We start from the raw sequence: 19,048 nt of genomic DNA, 5'->3' as shown, positions 1-19,048 counted from the left end.
GCGATACGGCGCGCGCAGCGCCACCGCACGGGGTAACGAACCCAGCCCCGCATTGAGCCTTGGAGAAACGCATGACCATGCAATTCGCCCCCTCGTATGTGCGCGCGATCGCCCCTTATGTCGCCGACAACCGGTTTCGAAAGTCGCCCGCGAATACGGGTTTGAAGAAGGGCGCATCGTGAAGCCCCATGAGCGCGCAATCCCTATTTTTTCGGTGACGTCGTGAGTGCGTTTTCGTTTAACAAGCTGGTGATTTTCGGCGTCGGCCTCATTGGCGGATCCCTTGCTCGCGCGTTGCGCGAGCGCGATTCGCATGGCGAAGACGGTGCGCAGGTGGTCGGCGTAGGGCGCAGCGCGCATTCGGTCGCGCGCGCGCTCGAACTGGGCGTGATCGACGCAGCCGCGACGCTGGATGACGAAGCTGCGCTAGCCGCCGCACTCGCCGGCGCCGATATCGTGCTGATCGCCGCGCCCGTTGCGCAGACAGAGGCGCTGCTCGAGCGCATCGCGCCGCATCTGGGACAAGAGACCATCGTCACCGACGCCGGCAGCACCAAGAGCGACGTGATCGCCGCGGCCCGCGCCGCGCTCGGCACTCGCATCGCGCAGTTCGTTCCCGGTCACCCGATCGCCGGACGCGAATCGAGCGGCGTCGATGCCGCGCTGGCCGACCTCTACGTGGGCCGCAACGTCGTACTGTGTCCGCTCGCGGAAAACGCGCCTGCGGCGGTCGAACGTGTTGCCGCGATGTGGCGCGCCACCGGCGCCGTGATCGGCGAGATGCCGGCCGCGCAGCACGATCGTGTCTTCGCCTCGGTAAGCCATCTGCCCCACCTGCTGTCGTTCGCGCTCGTCGACCAGATTCTCGCCTCGCCCGACGCCCAGTTGAAGTTCTCGTTCGCAGCGGGCGGTTTCCGCGATTTCACGCGTATCGCTGCCTCCAGCCCGGAAATGTGGCGCGACGTGTGTCTCGCCAATCGCGCAGCGCTGCTGGCGGAGCTCGACGGCTACACTGAGGTGCTCGCGAAGCTGCGTGCGGCCATCGACGCCGGCGACGGGGCCGCGCTCGAAACCGTGTTCGCGCGCTCGCGCGCGGCGCGCGAGGCGTGGCAGGAACGCGGCGGCAAGGGCGCGGCGGCCATCGAAGCAGCGCCAGGCAAATAGGCACACCAACACGCAGGCACGCAAACAAGCAAGCAGGAATCCGCCAGGCGGCGCGTACGCCGCCAGGGTCGCAACAAGGCATTCTCAGGACACGCTCATGGAACACCTCGATCTCGGACCGTTCACCCGTGCGTCCGGCACGATCCGTCTGCCCGGCTCGAAGAGCATCTCGAACCGCGTGCTGCTGCTCGCCGCGCTGGCCGAGGGCGAAACGACCATCACGAACCTGCTCGACTCCGACGACACGCGCGTCATGCTCGACGCGCTCGAAAAGCTCGGCGTGAAGCTCAAGCGCGAGGACGACACCTGCGTCGTGCAGGGCACGCGCGGCGCGTTTCAGGCAGTGCGCGCGGATCTATTCCTCGGCAATGCGGGCACGGCCGTGCGTCCGCTCACGGCGGCGCTCGCCGTGAACGGCGGCGATTACCGGATCTTCGGCGTGCCGCGCATGCACGAGCGGCCCATCGGCGACCTGGTGGACGGGCTGCGCCAGATCGGCGCGAAGATCGACTATGAGGAGAACGAAGGCTATCCGCCGTTGCGCATCCGTCCGGCGCCGATTTCGGTCGAGGCGCCCATCCGCGTGCGCGGCGACGTGTCGAGCCAGTTCCTCACGGCGCTCCTCATGACGCTGCCGCTCGTGCGCGCCAAGGACGGTGTGTCGATCGTCGAGGTGGACGGCGAGCTGATTTCCAAGCCCTACATCGAGATCACGATCAAGCTGATGGAGCGCTTCGGCGTGAAGGTCGAGCGCCACGGCTGGCATCGCTTCGAGATTCCCGCGGGCGTGCGCTACCAGTCGCCGGGCAGGATCATGGTGGAAGGCGATGCGTCATCGGCGTCGTACTTCCTCGCCGCGGGCGCGATCGGCGGCGGGCCGGTGCGCGTGGAAGGCGTAGGCCGCTCCAGCATCCAGGGCGATGTCGCGTTTGCGGCGGCCCTCATGCGCATGGGCGCGAACGTCACGGTCGCCGACGACTGGATCGAAGTGCGCGGCATCGGCAACGATCACGGCAAGCTCGATCCCATCGACATGGACTTCAACCTGATCCCCGACGCGGCCATGACGATCGCCGTGGCGGCGCTCTTTGCCGACGGCGCGACCACGCTGCGCAACATCGCAAGCTGGCGCGTGAAGGAAACCGACCGCATCGCGGCGATGGCCACGGAACTGCGCAAGGTGGGTGCGAATGTGGAGGAGGGCCCCGATTACCTGATCGTGCGCCCGCCCGAAAAGCTCACGCCCAACGCCGCGATCGACACCTACGACGACCACCGCATGGCGATGTGCTTTTCGCTGGTGAGCCTTGGCGGCGTGCCGGTGCGCATCAACGACCCGAAGTGCGTGGGCAAGACGTTCCCCGATTATTTCGAGCGCTTCCTGGCGCTCGCGCAACCTTGATTGATACGAAGCCAAGCACGTTTGCCGCATGAAATCGACCCGTCCCTTTTATCCGACGCCCGTCATCACGATCGACGGCCCCACCGCTTCCGGCAAAGGCACGGTGGCGGCGCTGGTTGCCGCGCATCTCGGCTTTCACCTGCTCGACAGCGGCGCGCTCTACCGTCTGGCGGCGCTCGCGAGCATGCGCTATGCGATTGCCGCGGACGATGCCGAGCGTCTTGCGAAATTGATCGATGACCTCCATATCACGTTTCGCGAGGGGCTCGCGCAGCTCGACGGCGTTGACGTTTCGAACGAAATCCGCGCCGAGGAAGTGGGCAACCGGGCCTCGATGATCGCCGCGCATCCGGCCGTGCGCACGGCGCTCGTGGCGCGCCAGCGGGCGTTTCGCAAGCTTCCGGGGCTCGTCGCGGACGGCCGCGATATGGGCACGGTGATCTTCCCGGACGCCGTCCTGAAGGTGTTCTTGACGGCCAGCGTGGAGGCCCGCGCGGCCCGCCGGCATAAGCAATTGATCCAAAAAGGTTTTTCTGCTAATATGGATGACTTGCTTCGGGATTTGCGTGAACGCGACGCGCGCGACAGTAACCGCGCGGCCGCGCCGCTCAAGCCCGCAGCGGATGCGCAGCTTCTCGATACTTCGGCGCTCTCCGTCGACCAGGCGGTCGAACAGGTCGTGCGGTGGTATCAGGAATCGAGCCAACTGCGGCTGTCCGGTAGTCGTTGAGCACTAGTAGTTGAGCACGGCAGTGCGCAGTAGAAAACAGCAGTCGTAGTGGCAGTACGAGTAGGTGCCCCGTATAGCGTCAGTCAAGGCGCCGGGGCGTGTGTTAAACCCTTTAACCCAGTGTGGCTTTTGCATCTGTGCCGCGAACCCAAGCGTTCCGGCCTCAACGCCCGGCAGTCAAGACTGGCTGGTCGAGCAGCGAAAACCATGCAAATCCAGATTTTTATGTCCGACCTGCAAACCTCCACCCCCAATACCGAATCCTTTGCGGCTCTGTTCGAAGAGTCGCTGACCCGCCAGGACATGCGCGCCGGCGAAGTCATCTCCGCTGAAGTCGTGCGCGTCGACCACAACTTCGTGGTCGTGAACGCTGGCCTGAAGTCCGAGGCTTACATTCCCATCGAGGAATTCCTGAACGACCAGGGCGAAGTGGAGGTTCAGGCGGGTGATTTCGTTTCCGTCGCGATCGACGCGCTGGAAAACGGCTACGGCGACACCATCCTGTCGCGCGACAAGGCGAAGCGTCTTGCTTCGTGGCTGTCGCTGGAAAAGGCCCTCGACAACAACGAACTCGTGACCGGCACGATCACGGGCAAGGTCAAGGGCGGCATGACCGTCATGGTCAACGGCATCCGCGCGTTCCTGCCGGGTTCGCTCGTCGACACGCGTCCGGTCAAGGACACGACGCCGTACGAAGGCAAGACGCTCGAATTCCGCGTGATCAAGCTCGACCGCAAGCGTAACAACGTCGTGCTGTCGCGCCGCGCAGTGATCGAAGCCACGCAAGGCGAAGAGCGCGCAAAGCTGCTCGAAACGCTGAAGGAAGGCGCGATCGTCAACGGCGTGGTCAAGAACATCACCGACTACGGCGCGTTCGTGGACCTGGGCGGCATCGACGGCCTGCTGCACATCACCGACATCGCATGGCGTCGCGTGCGTCACCCGAGCGAAGTTCTCTCGGTTGGCCAGGAAGTCACCGCGAAGATCCTCAAGTTCGACCAGGAAAAGAACCGCGTTTCGCTCGGTATCAAGCAACTGGGCGACGATCCGTGGGAAGGCATCTCGCGCCGCTACCCGTCGGGCACGCGCCTGTTCGGCAAGGTCACGAACATCACCGACTACGGCGCGTTCGTCGAAGTCGAGTCGGGCATCGAAGGCCTCGTCCACGTTTCGGAAATGGACTGGACCAACAAGAACGTGGCCCCCTCGAAGGTTGTCCAGCTGGGCGACGAAGTCGAAGTCATGGTCCTCGAGATCGACGAAGACCGCCGCCGTATCAGCCTCGGCATGAAGCAGTGCAAGCCGAATCCGTGGGATGACTTCAGCCGCAACTTCAAGAAGGGCGACAAGCTGCAAGGCGCGATCAAGTCGATCACCGACTTCGGCGTGTTCATCGGCCTGCCCGGCGGCATCGACGGTCTGGTTCACCTCTCCGACCTGTCGTGGAGCGAAACCGGCGAAGAAGCCGTGCGCAAGTACAAGAAGGGCGACGAAGTCGAGGCCGTGGTTCTGGGCATCGACGTCGAGAAGGAGCGTATCTCGCTCGGCATCAAGCAGCTCGAAGGCGACCCGTTCAGCAACTTCGTTGCTGTCAACGACAAGGGTTCGATCGTCGACGGCGTGGTCAAGTCGGTCGATGCCAAGGGCGCTGTGATCACGCTGAACGCGGACGTCGAAGGCTATCTGCGTGCTTCGGAAATCGCGCAAGACCGCGTGGAAGATGCTCGCAACGTGCTGAAGGAAGGCGACAAGGTCAACGCGATGATCATCAACATCGATCGCAAGTCGCGTGGCATCAACCTGTCGATCAAGGCTAAGGACTCGGCTGAGACGCAAGAAGCACTGCGCAGCATGTCGTCGGACACGGGTTCGGCTGCCACCGGCACGACCAACCTGGGCGCACTGCTGAAGGCCAAGCTCGACGGCCAGAACCAGTAAGCCTCAAACGGGGGCAAGCTGAAGTATGACCAAATCTGAATTGGTCGCGCAGCTGGCTACGCGATTTCCGCAACTTGTTCTCAAGGATGCGGATTTCGCGGTCAAGACGATGCTCGATGCGATGTCCGAGGCCCTTGCCAAGGGTCATCGCATCGAAATTCGCGGCTTTGGCAGCTTCGGCCTGAATCGTCGGCCGTCGCGCGTCGGCCGCAATCCGAAATCGGGTGAAAAGGTGCTGGTGCCTGAGAAGTTCGTGCCGCACTTCAAGCCGGGCAAGGAATTGCGCGAGCGCGTGGACCGTCATTCGGGCGAGCCGCTGAAGGCGGAAGAGCCGGACGACGACCTGTAAGCGCGCGATCGTTTTCGATCGGGCGATTGCGGTCGTCGGCGGTCAATGCCAGATGGCCAGAACGCATGGACCGGTAAAAGGCGCTGGGGTGAACAACCCCGGCGTTTTTTTTCGCCTGCGCCTTTTCGACGCTGATTGCACGCCATGGCGTTTCGATCTGGCTCCCCGCACGCTGGCACGTGTCGGCGGGCGGGCCGTTCAATTACAATACGGGACACTTCGGCCCGGCTGGTGCTGCGGCGCAGCATGCCGGCTTCGCCGGTGCGGCCGGTGTCTTTGCAACTGCCAAGAGAATCCTTCATGAGATTGATCGCCTGGGTGATCCGTGTGCTGGTGTTCGTGCTGCTGCTCGTACTCGCACTCGCCAACACGCAAAGCACGACGCTGAATTTTCTGGCCGGGTATTCGTGGCAGGCTCCGCTTATCCTGATCGGCCTCGCGTTTTTCGTTGTCGGGCTGCTGGCGGGGCTGCTTTCGGCGCTGCCTGGCGTGTTCCGGCTGCGCATGGAAAACGGCCGCCTCAAACGCGACCTGCGCGTGGCGCGTGAAACGCCCACGCCGAGCGTCGAGCCGCCGCTGCCGCCGCTCATCTGATTCGTATTGCCGTGCCGCGCGCCAAACGCGTGCGGCTGAATTTCCGCTCTCACCATCGCTCGCATGGATCTCGATTTCTGGTGGCTCCTCGTCATTCCCGTTGCCTTCGCGCTCGGCTGGATGGCGTCGCGCTACGACCTGAAGGCACTGCTTTCCGAAAGTGCAAACTTGCCGCGCTCCTATTTCCGGGGCCTGAATTTTCTGCTCAACGAACAGCCGGACAAGGCCATCGATGCGTTCATCGAGGTCGCCAAGCTCGACCCCGAAACGGTGGAATTGCACTTCGCGCTCGGCAATCTGTTTCGCCGCCGCGGCGAGACCGACCGCGCGATCCGCGTGCATCAGAATCTGCTTTCGCGTTCCGACCTGCCTGTGAACGAGCGCGACCACGCGCTCTATGAACTCGGCCAGGACTTCCTGAAGGCGGGCTTGCTCGACCGCGCGGAGGAGACGTTCGGCAAGCTCAAGACGGGCGACTTCGCGCTCGGCGCGCAGCGCGCGCTGCTCGCGATCTACGAGATCGAGAAGGACTGGAACCGCTGCATCGACACCGCGCGCCAACTCGAAGTCATGGGCGCGGCGTCGCTCGACCTCGAAATCGCGCAGTTCCATTGCGAGCTCGCGCAGGAAGCGCTCCAGCAGAAGAAGCCCGATGAGGCGCGCCGCCAGCTTTCGCTCGCGCTCAAGGCCAATTCGCAGAACGTGCGCGCGACGATCCTCGCGGGCGACGTCGATGCGGCAAGCGGCGACTCCGCAACGGCACTCGGCCACTGGCGCGAGGTCGAGGCGCAAAACCCGGCCTATCTGCCGCTCGTTGCCGAAAAGGTCATGAAGGCCTACGAGGCGCTCGGGCGTGCGGAAGAGGGCGCAGAACTGCTCACGACGTGGGTCGACGCCTATCCGTCGAACGACCTGCTCGACGTCGCGTACAAGTACGTCGCCGCGCTGCGCGGCGCCGATGCGGCACACGCGCTCGCCCGCGCGCAGATGCAGAAGTCGCCGAACCTCGCCGGCATGTCGCGCCTGCTCGAGGCGCAGCAGGCCGCTGCCGACGAGCCGCGTCGCAGCGAACTCGAACTGATGCACAAGCTGCTCCAGCAGCGCACGAAAAATCTGCCACGCTATACCTGCCAGAACTGCGGGTTCCGGGCGCGCCTCTTTTACTGGCAATGCCCGGGCTGCAGCGGCTGGGAAACCTATGCGCCTCGTCGCGTCGAACCGGTTCCCGCGTCGAGCTGAGCCCGCGGGCGCGCGCACCGAGCCGCGCGGCTCGCCGGCCGTGCCTAACCGGCCGTACCTAACCGGCCGTACCTGACCGGACGTACTTGAGCGGCCGCACTGACCGGCCGCACCTGACCGGCCGTAGCTAACCGGCCGTACCTAACCGGCCGTACCGCATTGTCATTTCAACACCAGCATCTGTCACCGGAGCGCCCATGAAGATCACCATTGTCGGTACCGGCTACGTCGGCCTCGTTACCGGTGCGTGTCTTGCCGAAATCGGCCACGACGTGTTTTGCCTCGACGTCGATCCACGCAAGATCGACATCCTCAATGGCGGCGGCGTGCCCATTCACGAGCCGGGCCTCCTCGAGCTCATCGCGCGCAATCGCGCGGCGGGTCGCATCACCTTCTCCACCGATGTCCCGGCAAGCGTCGAGCACGGCGAAGTGCAGTTCATCGCCGTGGGCACGCCGCCCGACGAAGACGGCTCGGCCGATCTCCAGTACGTGCTCGAAGCGGCGCGCAGCATTGGCCGCTACATGAACGGCTTCAAGGTGGTCGTCGACAAGTCGACGGTGCCGGTCGGCACGGCCCAGCGCGTGCACGGCGTGCTGGCCGAAGAGCTCGCGAAACGCGGCCTCGCGCATAGCGCGGACCATCGCTTCTCGGTCGTCTCGAACCCCGAGTTCCTGAAGGAGGGCGCGGCCGTGGACGACTTCATGCGCCCCGACCGCATCATCATCGGCCTCGACGATGATGATCACGGCAACGCCGCGCGCGAGAAGATGAAACGCCTGTACGCGCCGTTCAACCGCAACCACGAGCGCACCATCTACATGGACGTGCGCTCCGCCGAATTCACGAAGTACGCGGCCAACGCCATGCTCGCCACGCGCATTTCGTTCATGAACGAGATGGCGAATCTCGCCGACCGCGTGGGCGCCGACATCGAGTCGGTGCGGCGCGGCATCGGCTCCGATCCGCGCATCGGCTATCACTTCCTCTATGCGGGCTGTGGCTATGGCGGCTCGTGCTTCCCGAAGGACGTGCAGGCGCTGATTCGCACCGCCGCGGAGTCGGGCCAGCACCTGCGCGTTCTCGAAGCCGTCGAAGAGGTCAATCACAGCCAGAAGGAAGTGCTCGTTAAGAAGATCGCCAAGGTGTGTGGCGCGGACCTCACCGGCAAGCACTTCGCCGTATGGGGCCTTGCGTTCAAGCCGAATACCGACGACATGCGCGAAGCGCCGAGCCGCCGTCTGATCGCCGACCTCCTTGCGCGCGGCGCGACCGTAGCAGCGTGGGATCCGGTGGCGGCCGAGGAGGCGCAGCGCGTGTTCGCGCTCGATCTGGCCCACGCGCCCGAGCAACACGCGCGCCTCACGTTCGCTTCGAGCCAGGACGACGCGCTCATGGGCGCGGACGCGCTCGTGATCGTCACCGAATGGACCGCGTTCAAGGCGCCCGATTTTGCGCACCTGAAGAAGGTGCTCAAGGCGCCGCGGATCTTCGACGGACGCAATCTCTATGAGCCCGACACGATGGCGGAGCTCGGCATTGACTATCACTCGATTGGGCGGCCCCATGTCAATTTCACAAACTCCGCAGCCTGAAGCCGCGGCTGTGACTGCGCTCGCAACCCCGATCGCGCCAGAGGTGCGCGTCGTGCCGCGCGAGAAACTCGCTACCTCGCGCGTACTGGTCGTTGGTGACGTGATGCTCGACCGCTACTGGTTCGGCGACGTCAATCGCATCTCGCCTGAAGCGCCGGTGCCGGTCGTGCATGTGCAACGCAAGGAAGACCGCCTTGGCGGCGCGGCAAACGTCGCGCGCAACGCGGCCGCGCTCGGCGCTCATGCGGGCCTGCTATGCGTGGTGGGCCACGACGAACCCGGTGAGCGCATCATCGAGCTGCTGGGCGAGAGCAACGTGAACGCGTATCTCGAACGCGATCCCGCGTTGCCGACGACCATCAAGCTGCGCGTGCTTTCGCGCCAGCAGCAACTCCTGCGCGTGGACTTCGAGAACACACCCGCGCACGAAATCCTGCTCGCCGGCCTTGCCCGCTTCGACGCGCTGCTGCCCACGTACGACGTGATCCTGCTATCGGACTACGCGAAGGGCGGCCTCACGCATGTCACGCAGATGATTGCGAAGGCGCGCGCCGCAGGCAAGGCAGTGCTCGTCGATCCCAAGGGCGACGACTGGGAGCGTTATCGCGGTGCGAGCCTCATTACGCCGAATCGCGCGGAATTGCGTGAAGTGGTGGGCACGTGGAAGTCGGAGGAGGATCTCCATGCACGCGTGACGAAGCTGCGCCGCGAACTGCAGTTCGATGCGCTGCTGCTCACGCGCTCGGAAGAGGGTATGACGCTCTTTTCCGACGCCGGCGTGCTCCACGCCGCGGCCGACGCGCGCGAAGTGTATGATGTCTCGGGCGCCGGCGACACGGTGATCGCGACCGTCGCAGTCATGCTGGGCGCGGGCCTGCCGCTCGTCGAATGTGTCGCGCTCGCCAATCGCGCGGCTGGCATCGTCGTCGGCAAGCTGGGTACCGCCACCGTCGACTACGACGAACTCTTCCAATAACGTTGTGCACGCGAGCGCGCAGCGCTCGCGCCGCGGCCGGAATTTCCCGAGCGTTATTCCGGCGGGCTATCAACCTCGTGTGAACCTCGTCACCGCAGACCTATCATGACCCTCATCGTCACCGGCGCGGCCGGCTTCATCGGCAGCAACATCGTCAAGGCGCTGAACGAACGCGGCGAAGACCGCATCATCGCCGTCGACAACCTGACCCGCGCGGACAAGTTCAGGAATCTCGTCGATTGCGAGATCGACGACTACATCGACAAGACCGAGTTCGTCGAGCGCTTCGCGCGCGGCGATTTCGGCGACGTGCGCGCGGTATTCCACGAAGGCGCCTGTTCGGACACGATGGAAACCGACGGCCGCTACATGATGGACAACAACTTCCGCTACAGCCGCGCCGTGCTCGACGCATGCCTCGCGCAGCGCGTGCAGTTTCTGTATGCGTCGTCGGCGGCGATCTATGGCGGCTCGACGCGCTTTGTCGAAGAACGCGAAGTGGAAGCGCCGCTGAACGTGTACGGCTATTCGAAGTTCTTGTTCGACCAGGTGATCCGCCGCGTGCTGCCCACGGCGCAAAGCCAGATTGCGGGCTTTCGCTACTTCAACGTGTACGGCCCGCGCGAGACGCACAAGGCGCGCATGGCGTCGGTGGCGTTCCACAACTTCAACCAGTTCCGCGCCGAAGGCCGCGTGAAGCTGTTCGGCGAGTACAACGGCTATGCGCCCGGCGAGCAGACGCGCGACTTCGTTTCGGTCGAGGATGTGGTGAAGGTCAACCTGTTCTTCTTCGATCACCCGGAGAAAACGGGCATCTTCAATCTGGGCAGCGGCCGCGCGCAGCCGTTCAACGACATCGCGACGACCGTGGTGAACACACTGCGTGCGATGGAAGGCAAGCCCGCGCTCTCGCTCGCGGAGCAGGTCAAGGAAGGGCTGATCGAATACATTCCGTTCCCCGATGCGCTGCGCGGCAAGTATCAGTGCTTCACGCAGGCGGACCAGTCGAAGCTGCGCGCAGCGGGGTACGACGCCCCGTTCCTGACGGTGCAGGAAGGGGTGGATCGTTACGTACGTTGGCTTTCTGGCCAGGTGTAACGCAAAGCCGCGACTTCCTAAACTGGACTCTCCTCGCCGGCGATCGTCGCCGGCGTTTTCAGGGAGATCCAGCATGTTCCGAAAAGTCCTTGCGGCGGCCGCGCTCCTGGCCGTGTTCGGCCACGCCCTAGCGGCCGTCGACGTCAACACCGCGAACGAAGACGCGCTTCGCGGCATCAAGGGCATTGGGCCCGCGCGCGCCAAGGCCATTCTCGACGAGCGCGGTGCGCACGGCCCTTACAAGGATGCCGCCGACCTCGGCAAGCGCGTGAAGGGCATGGGCGGCCATACTGTCGAACGTTTGCAGGCCGAAGGATTGGCCGTCGGCCCGGCGAACGCCCAGGCGGCGCAGGCGAAAGTTGCACAGGCAACGTCTGGGAAGGTGGCCGCGCAGCCGGTTGCCCATCAGCCGCCTGCCGTGGCCGTCAAGAAGTAGGCGTCCTCTTGCGCTTTACCCCGCGCGTCGTGCGTCCTCGCGCACCGGCGTCACGGGGCGTCAGTCTCCTTCAGGTGTCGCCTCGGTGAACTTCACCCGCGACTTCGACCCGCGGCTCAGGCCGCGGGCTTTTTGCCTGCGTGGCGCCTCGCGCTTCAGCCTGCGGCCATACCGGCGTCATGGGTCCCCTGCGGTCGCTGGCCGCGTGGTTTAGAATCGACGGATCACGTCATCGCGCCTCACCGCCATTCCCATGCCCTACAAGACCATTGAAGACACGATCGGCAACACCCCGCTCGTGCAGCTCGTCCGCTTGCCGGACGATGAAACCCGCGCCCGCAACAACGTCATTCTGGCCAAGCTGGAAGGCAACAACCCGGCTGGATCGGTGAAGGACCGCCCGGCGGTCTCGATGATCCGCAAGGCCGAAGAGCGCGGCCGCATCAAGCCGGGCGATACGCTCATCGAGGCGACGAGTGGCAACACGGGCATCGCGCTCGCCATGGCGGCGGCGATCCGTGGCTACAAGATGGTGCTCATCATGCCGGAGGATCTGTCGGTGGAGCGCCGCCAGAGCATGGCCGCGTATGGCGCCGAAATCATGCTCACGCCGGTGAAGGGCGGCATGGAATATGCGCGCGACCTCGCCGAGCAGATGCAGCGCGACGGCAAGGGCATCATCCTCGATCAGTTCGCCAACCCCGACAATCCGCTCGCGCATTACGAGGGCACCGGCCCGGAAATCTGGCGCGACACGGAAGGGCGCATCACGCACTTCGTGTCGTCGATGGGAACGACCGGCACGATCATGGGTACGTCCCAGTACCTGAAGGAAAGGAACCAGGCCATCGAGATCGTCGGCGCGCAGCCGGAGGAGGGCTCGCGCATCCCGGGCATTCGCAAGTGGCCCGAAGCGTATATGCCCAAAATCTTCGATCGCAGCCGTGTGGATCGCGTGGAGAACGTGAGCCAGGCTGCCGCTGAAAACATGGCGCGTCGTCTGGCCTCGGTCGAAGGCATCTTCGCCGGCATTTCGTCGGGCGGCGCGTGCGAGGTGGCGATGCGTCTCGCGCGCCAGGTCGAGAACGCGACCATCGTGTTCATCGTCTGCGACCGTGGCGACCGGTATCTGTCGACGGGCGTGTTCCCGGCCTGATCGAAGCCTCGATGCAAAAACGGCCTTCGGTGTTCCGAAGGCCGTTTCGTTTGTGCGGCTCGGCTCGCTGTCGCGTTATTGGTCTTGTCCCGCAGGCGTCGCGCCCGTGCCGCCTGCGTTGCCTGCGCCGCTGTTCGTGCCGTTGCTGCTATTGCCATTGGCGTTGCCGCCATTGACATCATTGGCACCGTTCGAACTGCCGGCATTGCCACCATTGCCACCACTGGCACGATTACCGTTCGACGGGCCCACGCCCACGCCCGGCTGCGTCGCCAGCATCTGCGCCTTCACGCGCAAGCCCAGCTGATAGACGGCGAGCGCGTAGAAGAAGCTGCGGTTATAACGCGTGAGCACATAGAAGTTCTTGAGCCCGAGCTTGTACTCCGTGCCGCGGCCCGGCGTGGGCAGGTCGATGACCGTGACGGGCGTGCTCGCCTCGGCGGCGATGTCAACGTCCGGCTGGTCCAGCACGAGACCTGAGCGCAGCAACTGGCTGAGCGGCCAGCGCGGTTCGGGCTTGCCGTCCGCGGCAGCCTGCGCAATACCCAGGCTACCCGCATCGGTGGCGATATTCCATACGACGGGGCGTCCCGTTTCCCAGCCGTTCTGCCGCAGATAGTTCGCCACGCTGCCGATCGCGTCGGCCTGGCTCCCGCGCAGGTCGATATGGTTGTTGCCTTCGTAGTCGACCGCGTACTGCACGATGCTGCTCGGGAGGAATTGCGGAATGCCGATCGCGCCCGTGTACGAGCCGAGCACCGACGACGGATCGATCTGCGCGCCGCGCGTCCACACGAGGTAGTCCTCGAGATTTTTGCGGAACGTTGCCATGCGCTCGGCGCGATTCGGTGTGTTCGGGTAGTCGAAAGCGAGTGTCGTGAGGGCGTCGAGCACGCGGAAATCGCCCATGTAGCGCCCGTAAATCGTCTCGACGCCGATGATGCCGACGATCACCTCCGGCGGCACGCCGAACTCTTCCGATGCGCGCTGCAGCGTGGCCTGGTTCGCGCGCCAGAAGCGCACGCCCGCATTGATGCGTACCGGGTCGAGGAAGCGCGCCTGATACGCGTGCCAGTTCTTGATGCCCGGCACGGGCGAGGGCGTGACGAGCTTCACGGCCGTCGCCGAATAGTTGGCGCTCGCGAACAGTGCGTGCAGCGCGGCGGGATCGAAGTCGTAGCGCGCCACCATGTCGTTGATGAAGCCGTCGACGTCGGGATTGTTCGCGTAGCGCTGCGGGACGATTTCCTCTTCGAACGTCTGGCCCGGGGTCGGCGTTTGCGGCTGTGCCTGCGCGAGCGTAAGCGGCGTCTGTCGCGTTTTCGGCGCGTTGGATTGCGCACGCACGGCACCGGTGCACAGCGACGCCGCCACGCAAAGCGCGAGTGCGAGGGTCGTGCGGCGTGGGCGGCCGGAGGCGGACAGGGCAGTGTTGAGCGTCATGAGCGAAGAGGGGGAGAGCGGGCCAGGAAGAACCCGGGCAGTATAACCGAGCGCCTGGCGGGAATTGGACCCCTGCGAGCGCGGCGGCGCCTGAGCGTCGGGTCGCTGTGGTAACGTGGTGACTGATGGCGCGCCAGCCGGCGCGCCGGCATACAAAAGACACAAGGAGACACGCGGCCGCGCCAGAAGCCCGCGGCCAGTGCGACTCATGACGACCGGTTTCTTCTCTCACCCCGACTTCCTGCTGCACGAGATGGGCGAATGGCATCCCGAATGTCCGGCGCGTCTGCAGGCCATCGAAGACCAGCTGATCGCCAGCCGCATCGCTGCGCTGATCGAGCGCGACGAATCGGCGCCGCTCGCGGCTGAGGCAGAACTGCTGCGCGTGCATACCCAGGCGCACATCGACTTCGTCCGCAACACCGCGCCCAGGGAAGGCTACGCGAGCATCGACCCCGACACGCTGATGAATCCGCACACGTGGCAGGCGGCGCTGCGCGCGGCGGGCGCGGCGATCGCCGCCACCGATGCCGTGCTCGCGGGCCGCTACGAGAACGCGTTCTGCAGCGTGCGGCCTCCCGGCCATCACGCGGAACCGGCGCGCGCGATGGGCTTTTGCTTCTTCAACAACGTGGCGATCGCGGCGCGCCATGCGCTCGAAGTCCACGGTCTGCAACGCGTGGCGATCATCGATTTCGACGTGCATCACGGCAACGGCACCGAAGCGGCGTTCGCGGGCGACTCGCGCGTGCTGATGTGCAGCTTCTTCCAGCATCCGTTCTATCCGTATACGGGTGCCGAAAATCCGGCGCCGAACATGGTGAATCTGCCGATCGCGGCGCGCACGAAGGGCATGGAAGTGCGCGAGGCCATCGACATCATGTGGCTGCCGCGCCTGCACGAGTTCAAGCCCGAGATGGTGTTCGTCTCGGCGGGCTTCGACGCGCACCGTGAGGACGACCTGGGGAACATGGGGCTCGTGGAGGATGACTTCGCCTGGATCACGCAACAGATCCGCACGATTGCGGCCCGCTATGCGAAGGGGCGCATCGTGAGCTGCCTCGAAGGCGGCTACAACCTCTCGGCGCTAGGGCGCAGCGTGGTCGCGCATCTGCGCGTGCTGGCGGATATCTAGGCGTCCCTCGGTGCCCCAGGCGGCGCGCACATCTGAACGAAGGAGACACGCATCATGAGCGCAAATCCCAGCGCATCGCCAGCGCAGGCCGAGGGCGCGCCGCTCGTCGAAATCGCGCATGACGCCTGGGGGGTGCCGGGCGTCGTGTGCCTCACGCTCAATCGCCCTGACGCGTTCAACGCGCTTTCCGAGGCGCTCATCGACGCGCTCCATGCCGAGCTCACGGCGCTCGCCGCTTCCGATGCGCGCGTCGTCGTGATCGCGGCGGCGGGCCGCGCGTTCTGCGCGGGCCACGATCTCAGGGAAATGCGCGCGGAACCTTCGCACGCCTACTACGCGAGGCTGTTCGAGCGCTGCTCGAAGATGATGCTGGCGATCCAGAAGATGCCGCAGCCCGTCATCGCGCGCGTGCAGGGCGTGGCGACCGCGGCGGGCTGCCAGCTCGTCGCGATGTGCGATCTGGCGGTCGCAGCCGATTCGGCGCGCTTCGCCGTGTCGGGTATCAACCTCGGCTTGTTCTGCTCCACGCCCGCCGTGCCGCTCACTCGCAATGTCTCGCGCAAGGCGGCCTTCGAGATGCTGATGACGGGCGAGTTCATCGACGCGGCGCAGGCGCAGCGCGAAGGCCTCGTGAACCGCGTGGTCCCCGCCGACGAACTCGACGGCGCCGTGACGGCGCTGGCCACGAGCATTTGCGCCAAGCCGCGCGAAGCGGTCGCGGCCGGCAAGGGCCTCTTTTACCGGCAGCTCGAAATGGGCATCGAAGCCGCATATCAGCTGGCCGGACAGACCATGGCCTGCAACATGATGACCGACCCCGCCCTCGACGGCGTCCAGGCGTTCATCGAAAAACGCAGCGCAAGATAACAGCGTCCGGCCGCTCAGCAGCGCGGGTCGATCCAGTCGATCAGCGCGCGGATCACGCGTTCGCGATCGAGGTCGTTGAGCGTTTCGTGATAGCTGCCTTCATACAGCGTGAGCGTGCGATCGGGCGATCCCACGTTCGCGCCGAATTCGCGGCTGCCTTCGGGTTCGGTGAGTTTGTCCGCGGTGCCATGCCAGACCAGCACGGGCACGCGCAATTGCGCGCGGCCCGCTTCGATGCGCTGCATCGCTTCGAGCAATTGCGCCCCCGTGCGGGCGGGAATCGCGCCGTGATGCACGAGCGGATCGGCGCGATTCGCTTCGACCACCGCGGGGTCGCGCGCGAGCAGCGCGGCGTCGATCTTCATGGCCGGGAAGCGCGGCCAGATTGCACTGATGATGCGGCTCGCGCCAATCATCCACGCGGGAACGTCGCGGCCCGGCGCGAGCGCCGCGCTCGAAAGCAGAAGGCCCGCCAGCGGCACACGCGATTGCGGCAGGCGCTCGATCGCGTAGAGCGCGGCGATCGCGCCGCCCATGCTGTGGCCCATCAGGAAGAGCGGCGTGCGCGCACTGGCGCCCGCGGCACCGGCGGCGCACTGCGCGCTCGCGTAGGCGACGAGCGCCTCCACGTCGTCGAGATATTCGTCGAAGCGCGCGACCCACGTGCGGCGGCCGGGAGCGTGACCGTGGCCCCGCAGATCGATCGCATAGACATCGATGCCAGCGGCGTTCAGTCGCGCGGCGAGCGAAGCGTAACGGCCCGCGTGTTCCGCGAGGCCATGAACCAGCGCCAGCGCCGCACGCGGCGGCGCGTTCGAACGCCAGACGTAAAGCGGTAGTTCGACGCCGTCACGCGTACGCAATGTCGCCGGTTCGGTGGACCCGGTGGCGTGTATTGGGCCGCTCTGCTGACTGGTCTCCATCTCCCTCCCAGGCTCGCCGTTCATTGTCGGTATCGTTCGTCAGTGCGTGGCCAGGCAGTGTACGGCCTCTTGAGCCCCGGCGGCCTGCCGGCGGCCTCTAATGTCTCAAAGTCATGAAAGTATCGAAATTGATTATTAAAAGGAATTTTACATGCCAGGGTAAAATGCCGGCCTGAATCCAGTCCAGCAAACTAGCAAACGGCGGCTGTCTGCCGGCGCGACGCGTTTCCCGAAACCCAAAAGGGCGGGCTACGTGAGCGGCGCGCGGCGCACCCGCCGTTTCGTTTTTTCCATGATCGAAATTCGAAACGTGTCCCAGCGCTTCGCCGGCCCACAAGGCTGGATCGAAGCGCTGCACAACGTCAATCTGACGGTTCCACCGGGCGAAGTGTTCGGCATCATCGGGCGCAGCGGCGCCGGCAAGAGCACGCTCGTCCGTACCATCAATCTGCTCACACGTCCAACCGAAGGCGATATCGTCGTCAACGGTCGCGCGCTGACGTCGCTTTCGTCCGGCGACCTGCGCGAAGCGCGGCGCGAGATCGGCATGATCTTCCAGCACTTCAACCTGCTGTCGTCGCGCACCGTGTTCGACAACGTCGCGCTACCGCTCGAACTCGCCGGCGTGAAGCGCGCCGAGATCGAAGCGACGGTGCTGCCCCTGCTCGAACTCGTCGGCTTGAGCGCGCAGAAGGACCGCTATCCGTCGCAGATCAGCGGCGGCCAGAAGCAGCGCGTCGGCATCGCACGCGCGCTCGCGAGCAAGCCGAAAGTGCTGCTCTCCGACGAAGCGACCTCGGCGCTCGACCCGGAAACCACGCGCGCCATTCTCGACCTCCTGCGCAAGATCAATCGCGAGCTGAACCTGACCATCGTGATGATCACGCACCAGATGGAAGTGATCAAACAGGTCTGCGACCGTGTGGCCGTGCTCGATGCGGGCCGTGTGGTGGAAAGCGGTCCCGTCATCGACGTGTTTCTGCAGCCGCGCCATGAAGTCACGCGTGCGCTGCTCGGCGACGTCATCGCCCAGGAGCTGCCGCCGGCGCTCAAGGCGCGCGTGGCCGAGCACCTCGCAAAAGGCAGCGGCCACTTGCTGCGTCTCGCGTTCAAGGGCACGGGCGTCGATCAGCCCGTGCTATCGGAGACGATTCGCCGCTTCGAACTCGATTTCAACATCCTGCACGGCCAGATCGACGAGATCCAGGGGCAGGCGTTCGGCTCGCTCGCGGTGCTCGCGGGCGGCGATCCGGTGAAGGTGGCGCAGGCCATCGCATGGCTGCGCGAGCAAGGCGTCGTGGTGGAGGAGCTGTCCCATGTGGAGTGAAATGTTCGACATGTTCGTCCAGTCGTTCTGGGAGACGCTCGTCATGGTGGGCATCTCGGGGCTCGTGGGCGCGGCCATCGGCCTGCCGCTCGGCGTGCTGCTCTATCTCACCGACCGCAATGGCGTGCTGCAGAACATCGCTGCGAATCGCGTGATGGGCGTGGTCGTCAACGCCGTGCGCTCGACGCCGTTCATCATCCTGCTCGTCGCCGTGATTCCGTTCACGCGTCTGGTGGTGGGATCGTCGATTGGTACGGCGGCCGCCATCGTGCCGCTCACCATCGCCGCTGCGCCGTTCATCGCGCGGCTCGTGGAAACGGCGCTGCGCGAAGTCGATCGCGGCCTCATCGAAGCCGCCCAGGCCATGGGCGCGAGCACGAGCCAGATCGTCTTCAAGGTGCTGCTGCCCGAGTCGCTGCCCGGCGTCGTGGCGGGGCTCACCATCACGTTCATCTCGCTCGTCGGCTATTCGGCGATGGCGGGCGCGATCGGCGGCGGCGGGCTGGGCGACCTCGGCATCCGCTATGGCTATCAGCGCTTCGAGCCTGAAGTCATGCTGATCGTCGTCGTGATCCTGATCGTGTTCGTGCAGCTCGTGCAGTCGTTCGGCGACTGGCTCGTGCGGCGCTTGAGCCACAAATAAGCCCCTGCAGCAAGCGTTCTTTCGATCGACACA

At 65.2% G+C, this 19,048-nt stretch carries 18 protein-coding genes; 16 read left to right on the top strand and 2 right to left on the bottom strand.

The features are described from left to right. Window positions 1-222: 222 nt before the first annotated feature. The 12 genes from BMI01S_RS15150 (at window position 223) to cysM (ending at window position 12,677) form a co-directional block, all read left to right on the top strand. Entirely contained in the window at window positions 223-1,164 is a 942-nt protein-coding gene (locus BMI01S_RS15150) for a prephenate dehydrogenase (protein ID WP_028211692.1), read from the top strand. 97 nt (window positions 1,165-1,261) lie between these two features. Beyond that, complete coding sequence (aroA, locus tag BMI01S_RS15145; RefSeq protein WP_028211693.1) at window positions 1,262-2,566, top strand: 3-phosphoshikimate 1-carboxyvinyltransferase; 1,305 nt, start codon at window positions 1,262-1,264, stop codon at window positions 2,564-2,566. A 28-nt stretch (window positions 2,567-2,594) separates the two neighbouring features. After that, window positions 2,595-3,296: a (d)CMP kinase gene (cmk, locus tag BMI01S_RS15140; RefSeq protein WP_028211694.1), complete on the top strand. Its 702-nt coding sequence runs from the start codon at window positions 2,595-2,597 to the stop codon at window positions 3,294-3,296. Window positions 3,297-3,503: 207 nt separating this feature from the next. Continuing rightward, window positions 3,504-5,234, top strand: a complete 1,731-nt coding sequence (gene rpsA / locus BMI01S_RS15135; RefSeq protein ID WP_028211695.1) for a 30S ribosomal protein S1 — start codon at window positions 3,504-3,506, stop codon at window positions 5,232-5,234. 25 nt (window positions 5,235-5,259) lie between these two features. After that, complete coding sequence (locus BMI01S_RS15130; protein WP_028211696.1) at window positions 5,260-5,583, top strand: integration host factor subunit beta; 324 nt, start codon at window positions 5,260-5,262, stop codon at window positions 5,581-5,583. Between the two features lie 300 nt (window positions 5,584-5,883). Beyond that, a complete protein-coding gene (locus BMI01S_RS15125) occupies window positions 5,884-6,177 on the top strand; it encodes a lipopolysaccharide assembly protein LapA domain-containing protein (protein WP_028211697.1) in 294 nt (97 codons plus the stop codon). 63 nt (window positions 6,178-6,240) lie between these two features. Next, window positions 6,241-7,416, top strand: coding sequence for a lipopolysaccharide assembly protein LapB (gene lapB, locus BMI01S_RS15120; protein WP_028211698.1), 1,176 nt, complete (start codon window positions 6,241-6,243; stop codon window positions 7,414-7,416). A gap of 197 nt (window positions 7,417-7,613) precedes the next feature. Then, window positions 7,614-9,011, top strand: coding sequence for a UDP-glucose dehydrogenase family protein (locus tag BMI01S_RS15115; RefSeq protein ID WP_028211699.1), 1,398 nt, complete (start codon window positions 7,614-7,616; stop codon window positions 9,009-9,011). After that, complete coding sequence (rfaE1, locus tag BMI01S_RS15110; RefSeq protein WP_154671194.1) at window positions 8,983-9,987, top strand: D-glycero-beta-D-manno-heptose-7-phosphate kinase; 1,005 nt, start codon at window positions 8,983-8,985, stop codon at window positions 9,985-9,987. The genes BMI01S_RS15115 and rfaE1 overlap by 29 nt, the downstream gene beginning before the upstream one ends. Window positions 9,988-10,092: 105 nt before the next feature. Beyond that, the gene (gene rfaD / locus BMI01S_RS15105) at window positions 10,093-11,085 is read left to right on the top strand and encodes an ADP-glyceromanno-heptose 6-epimerase (RefSeq protein ID WP_028211700.1); all 993 of its coding nucleotides are present in this window, start codon (window positions 10,093-10,095) and stop codon (window positions 11,083-11,085) included. A gap of 73 nt (window positions 11,086-11,158) precedes the next feature. Next, window positions 11,159-11,521 (top strand): ComEA family DNA-binding protein, encoded by a 363-nt coding sequence (locus BMI01S_RS15100; protein WP_028211701.1) that lies wholly within the window; start codon window positions 11,159-11,161, stop codon window positions 11,519-11,521. Between the two features lie 253 nt (window positions 11,522-11,774). Then, window positions 11,775-12,677 (top strand): cysteine synthase CysM, encoded by a 903-nt coding sequence (gene cysM / locus BMI01S_RS15095; RefSeq protein ID WP_028211702.1) that lies wholly within the window; start codon window positions 11,775-11,777, stop codon window positions 12,675-12,677. A gap of 75 nt (window positions 12,678-12,752) precedes the next feature. Here cysM and mltB read toward each other — a convergent pair whose 3' ends face one another. Continuing rightward, complete coding sequence (gene mltB / locus BMI01S_RS15090) at window positions 12,753-14,120, bottom strand: lytic murein transglycosylase B (RefSeq protein ID WP_081715972.1); 1,368 nt, start codon at window positions 14,118-14,120, stop codon at window positions 12,753-12,755. Window positions 14,121-14,328: 208 nt separating this feature from the next. Between mltB and BMI01S_RS15085 the strand changes: the two genes are divergently transcribed. Beyond that, window positions 14,329-15,255, top strand: a complete 927-nt coding sequence (locus tag BMI01S_RS15085) for a histone deacetylase family protein (RefSeq protein ID WP_028211703.1) — start codon at window positions 14,329-14,331, stop codon at window positions 15,253-15,255. Between the two features lie 54 nt (window positions 15,256-15,309). After that, complete coding sequence (locus BMI01S_RS15080) at window positions 15,310-16,122, top strand: enoyl-CoA hydratase (protein WP_028211704.1); 813 nt, start codon at window positions 15,310-15,312, stop codon at window positions 16,120-16,122. 14 nt (window positions 16,123-16,136) lie between these two features. Here the strand turns inward: BMI01S_RS15080 and BMI01S_RS15075 are convergent, their stop codons facing one another. Next, the gene (locus BMI01S_RS15075; protein ID WP_028211705.1) at window positions 16,137-16,985 is read right to left on the bottom strand and encodes an alpha/beta hydrolase; all 849 of its coding nucleotides are present in this window, start codon (window positions 16,983-16,985) and stop codon (window positions 16,137-16,139) included. A gap of 352 nt (window positions 16,986-17,337) precedes the next feature. Here BMI01S_RS15075 and BMI01S_RS15070 point away from each other — a divergent pair, with 352 nt between their 5' ends. Together BMI01S_RS15070 and BMI01S_RS15065 are read left to right on the top strand one after the other, a co-directional pair. Next, entirely contained in the window at window positions 17,338-18,372 is a 1,035-nt protein-coding gene (locus BMI01S_RS15070; RefSeq protein WP_028211706.1) for a methionine ABC transporter ATP-binding protein, read from the top strand. Beyond that, window positions 18,362-19,015 carry a methionine ABC transporter permease gene (locus BMI01S_RS15065; protein ID WP_028211707.1) on the top strand — a complete coding sequence of 218 codons (654 nt, stop codon included), beginning with the start codon at window positions 18,362-18,364 and terminating at the stop codon, window positions 19,013-19,015. Before BMI01S_RS15070 ends, BMI01S_RS15065 begins: the two co-directional genes overlap by 11 nt. The last annotated feature ends 33 nt before the right edge of the window (window positions 19,016-19,048 follow it).

Source organism: Paraburkholderia mimosarum LMG 23256 = NBRC 106338, from assembly GCF_000739815.1.
GTDB lineage: Bacteria > Pseudomonadota > Gammaproteobacteria > Burkholderiales > Burkholderiaceae > Paraburkholderia > Paraburkholderia mimosarum.
This window is presented reverse-complemented; position numbering and strand designations above follow the sequence as displayed.